The 14,235-nt window shown below is 70.6% G+C and carries 14 protein-coding genes; 5 read left to right on the top strand and 9 right to left on the bottom strand.

Annotated elements, in window-relative coordinates; all coding sequences use genetic code 11:
- Positions 1-37: 37 nt before the first annotated feature.
- The 3 genes from folD to CSW64_RS08175 are packed head-to-tail and all read left to right on the top strand — an operon-like array spanning position 38 to position 2,712.
- Positions 38-937, top strand: a complete 900-nt coding sequence (gene folD / locus CSW64_RS08165) for a bifunctional methylenetetrahydrofolate dehydrogenase/methenyltetrahydrofolate cyclohydrolase FolD (protein WP_099621644.1) — start codon at positions 38-40, stop codon at positions 935-937.
- Between the two features lie 3 nt (positions 938-940).
- Positions 941-1,303, top strand: a complete 363-nt coding sequence (locus CSW64_RS08170) for a c-type cytochrome (protein WP_099621645.1) — start codon at positions 941-943, stop codon at positions 1,301-1,303.
- A gap of 11 nt (positions 1,304-1,314) precedes the next feature.
- Positions 1,315-2,712, top strand: a complete 1,398-nt coding sequence (locus tag CSW64_RS08175; RefSeq protein ID WP_099621646.1) for a D-arabinono-1,4-lactone oxidase — start codon at positions 1,315-1,317, stop codon at positions 2,710-2,712.
- A 159-nt stretch (positions 2,713-2,871) separates the two neighbouring features.
- On the opposite strand, the gene CSW64_RS08180 is transcribed toward CSW64_RS08175, so the two are convergent.
- From CSW64_RS08180 to CSW64_RS08195, 4 genes are read right to left on the bottom strand one after another with little or no spacing between them, the layout of a single operon-like run.
- The gene (locus tag CSW64_RS08180) at positions 2,872-3,528 is read right to left on the bottom strand and encodes an ABC-type transport auxiliary lipoprotein family protein (protein WP_099621647.1); all 657 of its coding nucleotides are present in this window, start codon (positions 3,526-3,528) and stop codon (positions 2,872-2,874) included.
- Positions 3,525-4,463 carry an MlaD family protein gene (locus CSW64_RS08185; RefSeq protein WP_099621648.1) on the bottom strand — a complete coding sequence of 313 codons (939 nt, stop codon included), beginning with the start codon at positions 4,461-4,463 and terminating at the stop codon, positions 3,525-3,527. Before CSW64_RS08185 ends, CSW64_RS08180 begins: the two co-directional genes overlap by 4 nt.
- Positions 4,463-5,296, bottom strand: coding sequence for an ABC transporter ATP-binding protein (locus tag CSW64_RS08190; RefSeq protein ID WP_099621649.1), 834 nt, complete (start codon positions 5,294-5,296; stop codon positions 4,463-4,465). Before CSW64_RS08190 ends, CSW64_RS08185 begins: the two co-directional genes overlap by 1 nt.
- Complete coding sequence (locus CSW64_RS08195; protein ID WP_099621650.1) at positions 5,293-6,408, bottom strand: ABC transporter permease; 1,116 nt, start codon at positions 6,406-6,408, stop codon at positions 5,293-5,295. The genes CSW64_RS08190 and CSW64_RS08195 overlap by 4 nt, the downstream gene beginning before the upstream one ends.
- 140 nt (positions 6,409-6,548) lie before the next feature.
- On the opposite strand from CSW64_RS08195, the gene CSW64_RS08200 reads away from it, so the two are divergent.
- On the top strand, positions 6,549-8,306 hold the full coding sequence (locus CSW64_RS08200) for a DUF4153 domain-containing protein (protein ID WP_099621651.1): 1,758 nt from the start codon (positions 6,549-6,551) through the stop codon (positions 8,304-8,306).
- Here the strand turns inward: CSW64_RS08200 and CSW64_RS08205 are convergent.
- Complete coding sequence (locus CSW64_RS08205) at positions 8,297-9,691, bottom strand: Mur ligase domain-containing protein (RefSeq protein WP_099621652.1); 1,395 nt, start codon at positions 9,689-9,691, stop codon at positions 8,297-8,299. The genes CSW64_RS08200 and CSW64_RS08205 overlap by 10 nt on opposite strands.
- A gap of 156 nt (positions 9,692-9,847) precedes the next feature.
- Between CSW64_RS08205 and CSW64_RS08210 the strand changes: the two genes are divergently transcribed.
- Positions 9,848-11,140 carry a M20 metallopeptidase family protein gene (locus CSW64_RS08210; RefSeq protein WP_099621653.1) on the top strand — a complete coding sequence of 431 codons (1,293 nt, stop codon included), beginning with the start codon at positions 9,848-9,850 and terminating at the stop codon, positions 11,138-11,140.
- Between the two features lie 3 nt (positions 11,141-11,143).
- Here CSW64_RS08210 and CSW64_RS08215 read toward each other — a convergent pair whose 3' ends face one another.
- From CSW64_RS08215 to CSW64_RS08230, 4 genes are all read right to left on the bottom strand, one after another.
- Entirely contained in the window at positions 11,144-11,623 is a 480-nt protein-coding gene (locus tag CSW64_RS08215) for a hypothetical protein (RefSeq protein WP_245863867.1), read from the bottom strand.
- Positions 11,624-11,700: 77 nt separating this feature from the next.
- Complete coding sequence (locus CSW64_RS08220; RefSeq protein WP_099621655.1) at positions 11,701-12,363, bottom strand: DedA family protein; 663 nt, start codon at positions 12,361-12,363, stop codon at positions 11,701-11,703.
- A 120-nt stretch (positions 12,364-12,483) separates the two neighbouring features.
- Positions 12,484-13,074: a TetR/AcrR family transcriptional regulator gene (locus CSW64_RS08225; protein ID WP_245863868.1), complete on the bottom strand. Its 591-nt coding sequence runs from the start codon at positions 13,072-13,074 to the stop codon at positions 12,484-12,486.
- Positions 13,075-13,136: 62 nt separating this feature from the next.
- Positions 13,137-14,228: an MBL fold metallo-hydrolase gene (locus tag CSW64_RS08230; RefSeq protein WP_099621657.1), complete on the bottom strand. Its 1,092-nt coding sequence runs from the start codon at positions 14,226-14,228 to the stop codon at positions 13,137-13,139.
- Positions 14,229-14,235 lie beyond the last annotated feature (7 nt).

Here is a 14,235-nt window from a genome sequence, read left to right on the forward strand (position 1 = left end):
GGTAGGGGGCGCGCAGGTTCCTGGAGGCGAGACCGGCATGGCTGACGCGACCATCATCGACGGCAAGGCGTTCGCCGCGACCCTGCGGGAGCGGGTGGCCGGCGAGGTCGCCGCGCTCAAGGCCGAGCACGGCCTGACCCCCGGCCTGGCGGTGGTGCTGGTCGGCGAGGATCCGGCCAGCCAGGTCTATGTCCGCAACAAGGGCGAGCAGACCGAGGCGGCGGGGATGTACTCCGAGACCCACCGCCTGCCGGCCGACACCGCCGAGGCCGACCTGTTCGCCCTGGTCGACCGCCTGAACGCCGATCCGAACATCCACGGCATCCTGGTCCAGTTCCCCGTGCCGGCCCACCTCAGCCAGGACCGCATCGTCGCCCGCATCTCGCCGGACAAGGACGTCGACGGCCTGACCGTACTGAACGCCGGTCGCCTGGCCAGCGGCCTGCCGGCCCTGACCGCCTGCACGCCGGTCGGCTGCATGATGCTGATCCGCGACGCCCTCGGCGGCGAGCTGCGCGGCAAGCGGGCGGTGGTCATCGGCCGCTCGAACCTGATGGGCAAGCCGATGGCCCAGCTGCTGCTGGCCGCCGACTGCACCGTCACCATCGCCCACAGCCGCACCGTCGACCTGCCGGCGGTCTGCCGCGAAGCCGACATCCTGGTCGCCGCCGTGGGTCGGGCCGAGATGGTCAAGGGCGACTGGATCAAGCCGGGCGCGGTGGTCATCGACGTCGGCATCACCCGGCTGCCGTCGCTGGACCCGGAGAAGGCCGCCCAGGGCAAGACCCGCATCGTCGGCGACGTCGACTTCAAGCAGGCCCTCGCCGCAGCCGGGGCCGTGACGCCGGTTCCGGGCGGCGTCGGCCCGATGACGATTGCCTGCCTGCTCCAGAACACGCTTACTGCGGCCAAGAGGATTCACGGCCTGGAGGGGTAGCGTATGCGTCGGGGGATGCTGATCGTCGGAGCGGGCCTGTTGCTGCTCGCCGCCTGTGGACCGAAGACCCCGCCGCCGCCGACCCAGGAAGAGGCCCTGAAGATCATGCCGGCCGATGCACGGCTGGCCGGGCTCTACGAGACCTCCTGCAAGGCCTGCCACGCCATCGCCGACACCGGCGCGCCGGGCGTCCACGACCGCGCCGCCTGGGACAAGCGCTGGACCCAGGGCGAGCAGGTCCTGCTCGACCGCACCATCCAGGGCTACAACGCCATGCCCGCCGGCGGCCAATGCGCCTCTTGCACGCCGGACGATCTCAAGGCTCTCATTCACTTCATGGCGGGGCGCGAAGACTCCGCGAAGTAGCGGGGCGGAAGATGATCTCCAGGCGGACGGCGTTGATCGCGGGCGGAACGGGCGTCGCGGTCGTGGGAGGCGGCGCGGCCGCCGTGGCGATCGCCAATCGGGAGAAGCCGGAGCCGCCGGCGCCGCCCTCGACCAAGGACGGCAAGGTCCTGTGGCGCAACTGGTCGGGCATCCAGTACGACTATCCGGCCCAGCGCCTGGCTCCGAAGGACGAGGGCGAGCTGGCCGCGATGATCGCCACGGCCGCCGCGCCGGTGCGGGTGGTCGGTTCGGGCCACAGTTTCACGCCGCTGGGGCCGACCTCCGGCGCCCTGGTCACCCTGGACGGGATGAGCGGGATCGAGGGCTGGGAGGGCGACCAGGCGATCGTGAAGGCCGGGACGCGGCTCGGCGCCCTGGGCCCGGCTCTGGCGGCCAAGGGGCGGGCGATGGCCAACCTGCCCGACATCAACAAACAGTCCGTCGGCGGCGTCCTGGGCACCGCGACCCACGGCACCGGCAAGACCCTCAAGGCGATCCACGGCGACGTCACGGCCCTGACCCTGGTCACGGCCGACGGCAAGGTCATCGAGGCCGGTCCGGCCAGGCCCGAGGTGCTGGCGGCGGCCAAGGTGGCCCTGGGCGCGCTCGGCGTGATCACCCGGGTCAAGCTGGCGACAACGCCCAACCGCCGCCTGCAGCGCCGGGTCTGGGTCGAGCCTTTCGAAGAGACCCTGGCCAAGGCCGAGGCGCGCTGGTCGACCCACCGCAACTTCGAGTTCTACGCCGTGCCCTTCACCGGCCTGGCGGCCAACATCAGCCACGACGAGACCGACGCCCCGGCCCAGCCGCGCGGGCCGGACCAGGACAGCGCCTTCCTCGAGGTGCTGCGCTCGCTGCGCAACCTGCTCGGCTTCTCCAACGGCATGCGCAAGGCGGCGGCCAAGGCCCTGCTGGGCGGGGTCGAGCCGGAGACGGCGGTGGACGAGGGCTGGAAGCTGCTGTCGACCGAGCGGCCGGTGCGCTTCAACGAGATGGAGTACCACCTGCCGGCCGAGGTCCATCTGAAGGTGCTGGCCGAGGTGGTGGCGCTGATCGAGAAGGAGCGGCCGGACGTCTTCTTCCCGATCGAGGTCCGCCGCATCGCCCCCGACGACGCCTGGCTGTCGCCGTTCCAGGGCGGGGCGCGCGGCTCGATCGCCGTCCATGCCCACTACAAGGACGACTACCGCCTGCTGTTCGAGCGGATCGAGCCGATCTTCCTGCGCCACGGCGGCCGGCCGCACTGGGGCAAGCTGCATTCGCTGAAGGGCGACCAGCTGGCCGCCCTTTATCCGCGGTGGGGCGACTTCCTGGCGCTGCGAGCCGAGCTCGACCCCGGCCAGAGGCTGCTGAACCCCTACCTCAAGGGCCTGTTCGGCCTGGGCTAGGGGCCGTTCCACGCGCTTGTTTCTCCGGTCGTCCCGGCGAAGGCCGGGACCCAGATCCATTCTCTGCAGTCGGAATCTTGGTCGAGGTCCGGCGCTCGCAACTGGGTCCCGGCCTTCGCCGGGACGACCGGTATTGGGTGAGGCCCCCGGGGGCCTCGATCAGCCGTTCCGACCGACGGTCGAGGGCGACGGCTGGGCCTGGTCGGGCGGGCCCATGCTGCTGGCCAGGGCCAGCACCTGGGTCATCACCTCGGACAGGGCCTTGTTGTAGGCCGGGACGATCGCGCCGACGCGGTTCTCGGACGCCCGGACGTTGGCCGTGAACAGGCGGTCCTCCAGCAGCTTGCGGTCCGAGGAGCGTGAGATCAGGCAGCGCACCGCCACCACCACCGTCGGGGCGGATCTGGCGCCCTGGTCGTAGCGGGTCTCGAAGTTCACCACGTCCAGGCGGATGGCGTAGTCGGCCCGGGCCACCTCGCCGCGGCTGATCGGGCGGATGCGGTCCACGGTGAGGAAGGCCTTGGTGACCTGCTCGTCGAACAGGACCGTCGCCGGCGAGATCCAGCGCGCCCCGGCGATGTAGGCCGCCTCGCCGCCGGGCGAGACGGTCAGGATGCGGTCGGTGGCGGCGGCTCGCGGGAATCCGGTCGGAATGCGGAAGAAGGTCAGCGGCGGCCCGTCCGAGGCGGCTGGCGCCGTCGGGGTCATGTCGAAGCGGTAGAGCTGCGACGGCGTCTCCTTCGGGAAGACGGTGATGCAGCCCGACAGGCCGACGGCGGCGACGGCCAGGGCGAGGAGGGTAAGGCGGCGGCTCACGGTTTGACCTCCACTTCCTTGGCGGGCGCCTTGCCGACGAGGCCGCGCGGATTGGCTTCGACTTCTCCGACCAGCCGGTCCAGGGACTCGGCGGCGGTCTGCAGGGTGGTGATGGCCTGGGTCAGCTGCGGCAGGCCGGTGCTGGCGAACTCGGATGTCGGGCCGTCCAGCTTGGTGATCACGCCGCGGGCGTCCTTGGTCGCCGCCTTCAGCTCGGTGGCCGCGTCGGCCAGTTCGGCCAGGGTGCGCTTGCCGTCGGTGTCCACCAGGCCCTTGGTCGATTTGCTGAGCTCGGTGATCTCGGCCGCGGCGGCGTCGATGCTCTGCAGCGCCTTCTGGGCGTCGGCGATGACCGCCTTGCGCTCGCGGGCCTCGGCCGTGATGGCCTGGACATCGCTGAGCGCGGCGCTGAAGGTCTTCACGTTCTCGTCCGAGAGGACGCGATTGACGCGGTCCAGCGCCTCGATGGTCCGGGTCAGCACCGTGCCGCCGCCCTGGAGCAGGTCGGAGAGGGCGCTGCGCTGGCTCTTGATGACCGGGATCTCGCCCGCCGCGACGGTGTCCTTGAGCAGGCGCAGGCTGGGCGTGCCCGCGGTGATCTGGACGTAGTTCACGCCGGTGATGCCCTGGGGCTCGAGGGTGGCGTAGGAGTCGACGCGGATCGGCACGTCCGACGTGACGCGGGCCATGGCGTCGACGCGGTTGGGGTCGCGGGCGTTCAGCGTGATCTTGGTGACCTCGCCGACCTTGATGCCGTTGAAATGCACCTCGCCGCCTTCCGACAGGCCGCGGACGGGGCCGATGAACTGGATCTTGTAGGTGTCGTAGTCGCGATTGAGCTGGAACCGGGCCAGCCAGAAGCCGAACACGATCACGCCCACGAAGAGCAGGAGCGAGGTGATCCCCACCAGCGTGTAGTTGGCGTTTCTTTCCATCAGTCGCTCCGCCCCGCCGCCTTGACCGATTGCGCGGCCGCGCGGCCTCGGGGTCCCAGGAAGTATTCCCGAATCCAAGGATGTTCGGAATGCTCCAGTTCCTTCACCGGGGCTTCCGCCACAACCCTCTTCTCGGCCAGCACGGCCACCCGGTCGGTGATCGTATACAGGCTGTCGAGGTCGTGGGTGATCATGAACACCGTCAGCCCGAGGCTGTCGGACAGGTCCTTGATCAGTTCGTCGAACGCGCCGGCGCTGATCGGGTCCAGGCCCGAGGTCGGTTCGTCGAGGAACAGCAGCTGGGGATCCAGCGCCAGGGCGCGGGCCAGGCTGGCGCGCTTGATCATGCCGCCGGACAGCTCCGCCGGCTTCAGCGCGCCGGCGTGCGGCGGCAGGCCCGCCAGCGCGATCTTCAGCTCGGCCAGCTCGTAGATCTCGGCGCGGGAAAGGCGGGTGTGCTCGAACAGGGGCGCGGCCACGTTCTCGCGGACCGTCAGGGCGGAGAACAGCGCCCCCTGCTGGAACAGCACGCCCCAGCTGCGCTCGATCGAGGCCCAGTCCTTGCGGCTGGCGTGGTTGATGTCGTGGCCGAAGATTTCGACCGTGCCGCCCTCGGGTTGCTTCAGGCCGATGATGGTGTTGAGCAGCACCGACTTGCCGGTGCCGGATCCGCCGACCACGCCGACGACCTCGCCCCGCTCGATGGTCAGGTTCAGATGGTCGTGGATGACGTTGTCCCCGAACTGGGAGACCAGGTTCCGCACGACGATCGGCGGAGCCTCGTCGTCGAGGCCGTCGCCGTCCTCGTCCACGATGACGCGCCCGGCGGTCATACGTTGAGCTCCATGTAGATCAGCGCGAACACCGCATCGATCAGGATGATGGCGAAAATGGCGTGGACCACGGCCGCCGTGACCCGCTGGCCCAGGGAGACGACGTCGCCGCCGACCTCCATCCCCTGCCGCGCGCCGATGCCGGCCACGGCGGCGGCCATCACCGGCGCCTTGGCCATGCCGACCAGGAAGTGGGTGACCCCGACATTGTCGGCGATGCGCTGCAGGAAGAAGGTCGGCGACAGGTCCAGTATGGTCCAGGTGACCAGCAGGCCGCCCGCCAGGCCGGCAAGGTCGGCGACGAAGGTCAGCGGGAAGATCATCACGGTCAGGGCGATGAAGCGGGGCAGGACCAGGGCGTCGAACGGATCGACCCCCATCACCCGCATGGCGTCGATCTCCTGGTTCATCTTCATCGCCCCGATCTCGGCGGCGAAGGCCGAGGCGGAGCGGCCCGCGAGCAGCACCGCGGTGATGACGATGCCGAACTCGCGCAGGACCGCCACGCCGATCAACTCGACCACGAACACCTGGGCCCCGAAGTCGGCCAGGATATTGACGCCCAGAAGGGCGATGACCGCGCCGATGAAGAAGGTGGTGATGGCCACGATCGGCAGGGCGTCGAGCCCGGCCCGCTCGCACAGGGTGACGATCGAGGCCCAGCGGATCTTGCTGGGATTGATGATCGCCCGCAGCGCCGACATCACCACCTGGCCGGTGAAGCCGAAGGTCTGCAGGCCCTCGTTCAGCGAATGGACCACCCCGCGGCCGACGCGGGCGAAGAAGTCGTTCACCGACGGCTTGCGCGTGTCGGGGCAGGGTTCGGCCTGGATCGCGTTGGAGACCAGATCGAGCAGGCGCTGCGTCTCGGGCCGGGCGACCAGCTTGCCCGCGGTCTGGCGTCCGTCCGCCGCGCGGACGATGGCGTAGGCGCCGGCGGTGTCGCAGCGCCGAACCTTGGTCAGATCGAGGGAGACGGCCGTCGATCCGGCGAGGACTTCGGCCAGCTTCACGCCGGCCTCGCCGAGCGAATCGGTGGTCCAGTCCCCTTTCAGCGTGGCCGTTGCGCCGTGCTCGCCCTGTTGCAGGTCAAAGTCGGCGGGCTTTCTCATACGCGGGTCGGGGGCTCCAAGACGAGGCCGGGACCCTGCCACGCCGCGCTGCAAACCGCAAAGCGTTCGGGACGCCCGGCGGCGATTGTCAGAGAAACGCCACAGGATAAGGTTCAGGTTCCCGGGGGAGGACTGAAATCATGAGCGAAGCCGCGACGCTCTCGACGGGCGACGCCAGGCGGGTTGGCGCGATCCGGATCGCGATCGGCTTCGTCCAGGGCCTTGCGCTGTGGGGCCTCACCGAGGCGGAGAAGCACCACGCCTGGCCTTCGACCGAGGTCGGGCTCTTCGGCGCTCTGTTCATGGCGGTCGCCCTGACGCCCTTCGTCCTTCTGGGCGGTCTCACGACCCTGCAGCGACGGTCGCTGGCGGTCTGGGGGCTGTTCGCGGCCGCAGTGCTGGCCGGGATCGGCCTCTATGATGCGGTGCGGCGTGCGGAGCCTGCGTCGGGCTTCGGGTATTCGGGCGGCATCCTGCTGTTCGTCGCCGCCGGCCTGTTCGTCGCCCACCATCTGGTCGAGGGCGGCGACGCCGAGCGGCGGCTGATCGCCCGCTATCCGCGCTACTTCGACGTCGCCTGGAAGCACGGCGTGCAGATCGTCCTGTCGGCCGCCTTCGTCGGCGTCTTCTGGGGCGTGCTGCTGCTCGGCGCGGGCCTCTTCGACCTGATCGGCGTCCGCTTCGTCTCAGAGCTGATCGGCAAGTCCTGGTTCGTCCTGCCCGCGACCGCGACGATGTTCGCGGCCGCCGTCCATCTGACGGACGTGCGGAGCGGACTGATCCGCGGCGTCCGGACCGTGGTGCTGACGCTGCTGGCCTGGCTGCTGCCGGTGCTGGCCCTGCTGGCCGCCGCCTTCCTGGCCGCGCTGCCGTTCACGGGGCTGGACCCCCTGTGGAAGACCCGCAGCGCCGCCGCGTTCCTCCTGGGGGCGGCGGCGGTGATGATCGTCCTGATCAACGCCGCCTACCAGGACGGCGAGCCGGACGGGATCGTCCCGCTGCCCCTGCGCCTCGCGGGGCGGTTGGGCGGCCTGCTGCTGGCGCCGCTGGTCGGGTTGGCGGCCTATGCGCTGTGGCTGCGGATCGCGCAGCACGGCCTGACTCCGGACCGGGTGGTCGGGGCGGCGCTCGCCCTCGTCGGCGGGGTCTACGCCGTGGGCTACGCCTGGGCGGCGATCCGGCTGGGGCGGTGGATGCGGCGGGTCGAGGTCACCAACATCGCCGCCGCCTTCGTCGGCCTGGCGGTGCTGCTCGCCGTGCTGAGCCCGCTGGCCGATCCGGCCAAGCTGTCGGTGAACGACCAGATGGCGCGGCTGAAGACGGGCAGGGTCACGGCGGAGAGGTTCGACTACGACTTCCTGCGGCATGGCGGCGAGGTCTATGGCAGGCGGGCGCTGCAGACCCTGAAGGCCGGCGGGGGCGAGGCCGGCCGCCGGGCCGTCGAAGCGCTCGAGCGGAAGCCGCAATGGGAGCGGCCGCAGCTGTCGGTGCGGGACGTGACCGGCCGGATCGAAGTATGGCCGGCGGGGGCGCAACTGCCGGAGAGCTTCCGCGCGGCCAGGATCAGCCAGATGAGGGGCGTCTTGCCGGGGTGTCTGACAGGCCCCGGTCGATGCGACGCCGCAGTCCTAGACCTGGACGGCGACGCGCGGCCGGAGGTGCTCCTCTGGGCCGACGGCGGCCTGTACGCCTTCGCCGTCAGCCGGAGCGGCGAGTGGGAGCTGGCGGGACGCTACGGCGAGAGCTGCGCCGAGCGCCTGCTGACCCAGCAGGATTTCCAGCAGGGGCGGCTGCGCGCCGTCGAGCCCTTGTGGAAGGACCTCCAGGCTGGCGATCTGCGCCTGTCGATGACTCCCAACCCCGGCATCTGCAGCGGAAGCTTCGCGCCTCAGCCGTAGAGGCGGTCGAACAGCGGCGGCAGGGTGGCCGGCAGGCCGAGCAGGGGGCCCGACGACAGCAGCAGCAGCACTTCGTCGCCGGCCAGATCGGTGAGCAGGCTCTCGGCCTCCGACGGCGTCGTCGCGCCCCAGGCGGTGACCCCGGCGGCGGCGATCCGGTCCAGGATGTCCTGATGGGTCAGCTGGGCGTGGCTGCCGGCGCCGGTCTCGGGCGGCGGGATCACGATCACCCGGTCGACGCCCTCGAACACGGTGTCGTACCAGGCCAGCCCGTCGCGGTTGCGCCAGCTGAAGGTGTGGGGCTCGAACACGACGATCAGCCGCCGCTCGGGGAAGTGCAGCTGCACCGCCTCGATGGCCGACCGGGCCTTCTCGTAGGAGGAGCCGAAGCCCTCGATCACTGGAATCTTCGAGGCGACGGTCAGACGGTCGAGCCGGCGGCGGATGCCCTGGAACGAGGCGACCCCCGCGCGCAGCTCGTCCTCGGAGACCAGGCCGCGCTCGAGCAGATAGGCGCCGACCCCGACCAGGTTCTCGATGTTGTGGACGCCCAGCAGGACGGTTTCCAGCGGGATGCGCCGGCCGTCCGGGGCGACCAGGGTGAAGGTGCTGGTCTCGCCGAAGACGACGTCCTCGCTGTACCAGCCGTCGCAGGGCTGGTCGTCGTACCAGACCGGCGTTCCGGCGAACTCCTGGGCGATGGCGCGCAGGGACGGGGAGTCCTTCAGCAGCACGGTCCCGTCGGCTGGGGTCATGCGCAACAGCTCCCGGAACGGCGCCTCGTAGCGCTCGAAGGTCGGGAAGACGTTCAGGTGGTCATGGACCAACGAGGTCAGCAGCAGGTGCGCCGGGGTGTAGAGCATGAACTTGCTGCGCCGGTCGTCCTGGCTGACGACATACTCGTCGCCCTCGATGATCATGTCGCCGGCGCCCCAGGCTCCGGTCGGCGCGCCGCCGGAGGGGATGGCCCCGATCATGTAGCCCGGGTCGCGCCCGGCCTGGCGCAGGATGTGCGAGAGCAGGGCGGTGCAGGTCGACTTGCCGAAGCTGCCGGCGACGATGGTGCACTCCCGGCCCCGGGTCTGTTCGGCCAGCAGATGGGGAAAGCCGACCATGCGCAGGCCGCGGCGTCGGGCCTCCTCGACCTCGGCGTTGTCGCCAGCGTGCAGTCGGGCGCTGCCGCCGAGCACGATCAGATCGACGTCTTTGGTGACGTTCTCGGCCGCGAAGGTGCGGGCGAAGGGGATGCCCAGCGTCTCCAGGTAAGTGCTGATCGGCGGGAAGGCGTCCTCGTCGGAACCGCTGACCACATGGCCGGCGTCGCGCATCATCAGGGCGACCGCGCTCATTCCGGCGCCGGCGATGCCGATGAAGTGGATACGCATGCTGAAGAGGTCCCGGAAAGCGACGGAGTCGGCCTATCGCGGCAGTAACCGACGCCGGGCGCGCTGAGAAGGGACGGCGGGTTCACAGGCCTGCGGCCTTTGCTCCCACGGCGACGCGGCGTATCGGAGGCGGCGAGTAGCGTGACGGAGCGGGCGATGCGGAAATATCTGGGCGCGGCCTTGGGACTGGCCCTGGCGATCGGGACGGGCGGCGAGGTCCTGGCCGGGGATCGGGCGGCGGCCGTCGACAAGGCCCTGCCGGTGGCGCGCGAGGCCTATCAATTCCTCCACCGCAATCCCGAGCTCGGGAAGAAGGAGTTCAAGGCGCACGACTATCTGGTCTCGCGCCTCAAGGCCCTGGGCTACACCCAGTTCGTCGCCTCGCCCTCGGCGCCGACCGCGGTCATCGCCGTGCTGGACACTGGTCGGCCAGGCCCGGTGGTCGCCCTGCGCGCGGAGATGGACGCCCGGCCGCTGGCCGCCGGCGCGGTCGAGCCGGAAGGGCATTCACCGCGCTCCGAGATCCCCGGGGTGATGCACACCTGCGGCCATGACGTCCACGCCGCCATCCTGTTGGCCGCCGCGGCTCTGGCGCAGGAGAACAAGGCCCGGTTCAGCGGCAAGCTGGTCTTCGTGTTCCAGCCCGCAGAGGAAGTGGCCGGCGGCGCCGACGACATCGTCCGCGACGGCGTGCTCGACAAGCTCGGGGTCCAGAAGATCTTCGCCCAGCATGTCGCGCCGGGACTGCCGGTGGGGACGATCACCATCTCGCCCGGGGACACGCTGGCCGGCAGCAACTACTTCAACCTGACCCTGACGGGGCGCGGCTCGCACGCCGCCGCGCCGCAGGACGGCGACGACGTGATCCTGGGCGCGATGAAGGTGGCCGAGGAGATCTCGACCCTGCCGGCGCGGCGGATCGACCAGGCCAACCGGCCGATGGTGGTTTCGGTCACCCGCTTCGTCGCCGACTCCGGGGCCTCCAACGTCATTCCGCCTAAGGCCGAGCTGTCAGGCACCATCCGGGCCTTCGAGGACCTGACCAAGGCGCCCAAGGACGGTCCGGCCCTGCAGGACGTCATCGTCGCGCGGATCAACGCCGTCAGCGCCGCCCAAGGCCTGAAGGCGGAGTGGAGCCTGCGCCAGGCCTCGCCGCCGACCCGCAATGACCCGGCCCTCTTCGGCGCGCTGCTGCCGTCCCTGACCAAGGCCTTCCCGGGCAAGGTCGACACGACGCCGTCGCGCGGCATGTTCTCCGAAGACTTCGCCTACTACACGCCCCACTATCAGGCGCTCTATTTCGGGCTGGGCGTGGCCAAGGACGGCCTGGGCGAGGGCGGGGTCCACACGGCCGACTACACCACCCATCCGGAGGCGTTCCGCTATGGCCTGACGCTGATGACGCTGCTGGCGCAGCTTGGGACCACCGGCGACGCCGCCTGGCGCTGAGGCTCAGTGCAGCGTCCGCTGCGGGGACGGATGGCCGACGGCCGGCCGTCCGAGCCGCGCGGGCAGGCGCCAGCCGCAGTCGGCCAGGGCTAGGTTGAGCGACCGAGCCAGCACCATCGCCGACTCGCCGTCGATCAGCATCGGCTCCAGCAGTTCGAGGCCGACGTCGAAGGCGCTGGTCGCCAGGCCGCAGGCCACGATCAGCCGCTGCTCGTCGTTGGAGATGCCGCCGCAGTTGGGGCATTGCACCTGGATCGGCCGCCGGCCCGCCGCCTCGACCGTCTCCAGCCAGGCGACGAACAGGGCCGCCGCCCGCGCCGAGGTCTTGCGGCTCATGGCGCGGCCGATGACGCCGTGCGGCGCCTCGCCGGCGCTGCGCAGCTGCACCCAGCCGCGAAGGCCCGCGATCAGCAGCATCTCGCCCGGCGTCGGACAGGCGGGGCACTGCGCCGCGGAGGGGGAGGCGGAGGCGGTACGGCGCACGGGAGACTCCTGTTGCGAACTATTCGCAACGGTAGCTCCAGGCTTATTTGCGAGTCAATCGCAAGTTTTCCCGCGCGTCAGCGGCGGCGAAGGCTCAGCCACGGCGCCCAGCTGGGCGGGGTCTCCCGGGTCAGCAGCCGCCAGCCGAGGAAGGTCAGGATCAGCAGGCCGCCGCCGCCCAGCAGGGCGATGGTCAGGCCCTCGGCCTCGCTGAGGCGCTCCAGTTCGGTCAGCGCCTTCGTGCCCAGATAGCCGGGGATCAGCATCACCGGGACCCAGATCAGCGCCGAGACGACGTTGGCCACCTGGAACCGGCGGTGCGACATCCGCAGGATGCCTGCCGCCAGCGGCGCGAAGGCCCGCAGCGGTCCGAAGAAACGGCCGATGAAGATCGAGGCGGCGCCGTAGCGACGTACGAACAGCCGGGTGCGGGCGACCTTGCGCCGGTGGGGGCGAAGGAAGGGGTGGCGCAGCGCGCCGGGCCCCATGCGTCGGCCCAGGGCGTAGGACACGGCGTCGCCCGCGATGGCGCCGGCGGAACACCAGGCGATGACGGTGATGGGATCGACCACGCCCGCCGCGATCAGGCCCCCGGCCAGCACCATCAGCGCCGTCGCCGGCACGAAGGCGCCGATCAGCACCAGCGATTCCAGGAAGGTGATGGCGCCGAGGACGACCCCGGCCCAGGCCTGGTTTTCGCGGAGGAACTCGGAAAGCGAATGAAGCGAGAGACTGTCCATGGGGATGAGCCCCATATGGAGGTCAGCCTGCCGGCGCGCCACCACGGGTCGATGACATAGGACAGGATACCGCGCGCCGTGGCGCCGGCGCATCAGTTCGTCCCGCTGCGGAGGATGAAACTAGGGCAGCAGCCGGTCGACGGCCGCTTCGAGAACCCTTCGGGTTTCGGCCGCCGTCAGGTTCTGGACGAATCGCAGGCGCGCCCAGCTTTCCCAGCCCAGCAGCAGGTCGAGGACCTCGAGGCGCAGCCGGTCCTCGGCGACCTCGGCCGGCAGTTCGCGCTCCAGGATTTCACGCAGGGCGGCGACCAGACGGTCGCCGTCGGTCTGCAGGAACCGCGAACGGTGACGCAGGACCTCGGACGCACGCTTGAACGGGGCGACCCGTTCGAACACCGCGCCACGGCGGGCGACCAGTTCGATGACGCGGCCCCGGCGGTCCGTGGCCTGGAAGGGCTGAGCGGCCATCGCGCGCATCTCGGCTTCGATGACCTCGGACATCTCCCGATAGAGGCTGTCCATGTCGGCGAAGTGCCGGAAGACCGTGCGTAGTCCCACATCGGCCTGCTGGGCGACCTGTTCGGCGCTCGGCGAGACGTCGCCGCCGCGGATGAGGTCGAGCATCGCGGCGACAATCCGGGCGCGGTTGTCCTGTCCCCGTCGCCGTCGCCCGTCGGCGACGTCCGTCTGCTCCGCGCTGGACTGGCTCAAGCGGTTCTCCCTAGCCTCCATCCCTGACAAGCGGCGACGGAGGGTGCGACAATAGTGCGCAGTCAGCGGAACCGCATCAGCCGGTTGCCGTATTTCGTGTCTGTCGAGCCGGCCGGCAGGCTGATCACGTCCCCGTCGCGCCCGACGCGGATCGGTCCGCGGAAGATCTTCCGGGAGTCGCCCAGGAACGGGCCCTCCAGCGCCTCGACCGGCAGGGGCGGGATGATGTGAGTGAACAGCAGGTAGCGGACCCCGGCCCGTTGGGCGATCCGCGCCGCGTCTTCCGGGGCGGTGTGGTAGGACAGGATATCGCGGGTGATGGCGGCCAGGTTGGCGCGTCCGTTGGCCTTCGCCGCTCGGGTCTGCATGGCCACCAGCTTCGGCGACAGGGCCTCATGCACCAGCAGATCGGCGCCCTTGGCGACGCTCTCCAGTCGCTCCGACGGGGCGGTGTCGCCGCTGACCACCACGCTGCGGCCCTTGTAGTCGAAACGGTAGCCGACCGAGGGTTCCGCCGGCGCGTGTCGCACCGGGAAGGCGACGACCTTGAGGTCCGGCGTGCTGACCAGCAGCAGGTTGGCGCCGTCGGCGGGGAAGTCGAACGCCGCGGCCGTTCCGCCGAAGCCCGTTGGCCGGACGACCGCCTCGCCGTGGTGGGCGATCCGGAAGCCGCGGTCGATCTCGTAGGCCTGCATGAAGCCCTGCACGACCTTGTCGACGCCGACGGGGCCATGGACGGGCAGGGGCGAGGATCGGCCGCCGCCGGCCCAGCGCTGCAGCATCAGCTCGCCCAGGCCGTCGATGTGGTCGGAATGGAGGTGGGTCAGGAAGATCGCCTGCACCTCGGCCGGCGGCATGTCCATCAGGCTGAGATTCTTGGTCGAGCCGGCGCCGGCGTCGATCACGAACAGCTGCTTGCCGGCCAGCACCGCGGTGCAGGGGCCCGTGCGCATCGGGTCGGGCATCGGCGAGCCGGAGCCGCACAGGCCGACGTGCAGGCCGTCGGGCAGGTCGTCGAACGGATCGGGCGCCATGGCCTTGGCGTAGAGCCGCTCCATCATCGCCGTCGCGATCGTCCCGCGGGCCAGCCAGAGCGCTCCGCCCGCCACGAGGACGATCGCCGCGATCGCCAGCCCGATCCTCCACCTGCGCATCCCGTCG

The organism is Caulobacter mirabilis, from assembly GCF_002749615.1.
Taxonomy (GTDB): Bacteria; Pseudomonadota; Alphaproteobacteria; order Caulobacterales; family Caulobacteraceae; genus Caulobacter; species Caulobacter mirabilis.

Bases quoted from the DNA above. Each gene is read 5' to 3' on its own strand.
- folD (WP_099621644.1), top strand. From the start codon at position 38: ATGGCTGACGCGACCATCATCGACGGCAAGGCGTTCGCCGCGACCCTG.
- CSW64_RS08170 (WP_099621645.1), top strand. From the start codon at position 941: ATGCGTCGGGGGATGCTGATCGTCGGAGCGGGCCTGTTGCTGCTCGCC.
- CSW64_RS08175 (WP_099621646.1), top strand. From the start codon at position 1,315: ATGATCTCCAGGCGGACGGCGTTGATCGCGGGCGGAACGGGCGTCGCG.
- CSW64_RS08185 (WP_099621648.1), bottom strand. From the start codon at position 4,463: ATGGAAAGAAACGCCAACTACACGCTGGTGGGGATCACCTCGCTCCTG.
- CSW64_RS08190 (WP_099621649.1), bottom strand. From the start codon at position 5,296: ATGACCGCCGGGCGCGTCATCGTGGACGAGGACGGCGACGGCCTCGAC.
- CSW64_RS08195 (WP_099621650.1), bottom strand. From the start codon at position 6,408: ATGAGAAAGCCCGCCGACTTTGACCTGCAACAGGGCGAGCACGGCGCA.
- CSW64_RS08200 (WP_099621651.1), top strand. From the start codon at position 6,549: ATGAGCGAAGCCGCGACGCTCTCGACGGGCGACGCCAGGCGGGTTGGC.
- CSW64_RS08205 (WP_099621652.1), bottom strand. From the start codon at position 9,691: ATGCGTATCCACTTCATCGGCATCGCCGGCGCCGGAATGAGCGCGGTC.
- CSW64_RS08210 (WP_099621653.1), top strand. From the start codon at position 9,848: ATGCGGAAATATCTGGGCGCGGCCTTGGGACTGGCCCTGGCGATCGGG.
- CSW64_RS08220 (WP_099621655.1), bottom strand. From the start codon at position 12,363: ATGGACAGTCTCTCGCTTCATTCGCTTTCCGAGTTCCTCCGCGAAAAC.
- CSW64_RS08230 (WP_099621657.1), bottom strand. From the start codon at position 14,228: ATGCGCAGGTGGAGGATCGGGCTGGCGATCGCGGCGATCGTCCTCGTG.